This is a genomic window from Vibrio sp. 1249-1 (assembly GCF_033340495.1).
Genome location: NZ_JAWOWJ010000335.1, coordinates 1 through 832, shown reverse-complemented (window position 1 = coordinate 832; position 832 = coordinate 1). Strand labels below are relative to the sequence as shown.

The 832-nt window shown below is 49.9% G+C and carries 1 protein-coding gene; it reads right to left on the bottom strand.

All coding sequences use genetic code 11. The features are described from left to right. Positions 1 to 116 precede the first annotated feature (116 nt). A partial coding sequence (locus R7Z50_RS26210; protein ID WP_318149574.1) for an AMP-binding enzyme occupies positions 117 to 832 on the bottom strand: 716 nt, incomplete at its 5' end.

Below are 832 nucleotides of genomic sequence, written 5' to 3'. Positions count from 1 at the left end.
TTAACAAAAACAACATAATCACCATATCTATGTTGTGGTTAATTTGCGCCCAAAAGCAAAAAACCGCCATGCAAAGATGGCGGTTTTCGTTCACTGTTTAAAACAGGCTGGCGAGCTTATACCAGTTCTGCTTTTTCGGCGATGAGTTTGTCTACTACACTTGGATCGGCAAGCGTTGAAGTATCGCCTAGGTTGCTTGTATCACCTGTCGCAATCTTACGCAGAATACGACGCATGATCTTACCTGAACGAGTCTTTGGTAGAGAGTCTGTCCAGTGCAGTACGTCAGGCGTTGCAATTGGACCAATCTCTTTACGCACCCAATCTTTCACTTCTTTGTGCAGCTCTGCGGATGGGAACTCGCCATCGTTGAGCGTGATGTAGGCGTAGATCGCTTGGCCTTTGATGTCGTGTGGAATACCAACAATCGCGGCTTCGGCAATTTTGTGATGCGCGACTAGCGCAGATTCAATTTCAGCGGTGCCCATACGGTGTCCAGACACGTTCAGTACGTCATCGACGCGGCCAGTGATCCAGTAGTAGCCGTCTTCGTCACGACGCGCACCATCACTGGTGAAGTACATCCCCTTAAAGGTTGAGAAGTAGGTCTGTTCAAAGCGCTCATGGTCGCCGTAAACCGTGCGCATCTGGCCTGGCCAAGAATCAAGGATAACCAAGTTACCTTCAGCAACGGTATCTTCAAGAATGTTGCCCATATTATCGACAAGAGCAGGCTGGACGCCGAAGAATGGGCGAGTCGCAGAGCCTGGTTTTAGATCGGTTGCCCCTGGTAGTGGCGCAATCAAGATGCCGCCAGTTTCCGTTTGCCACC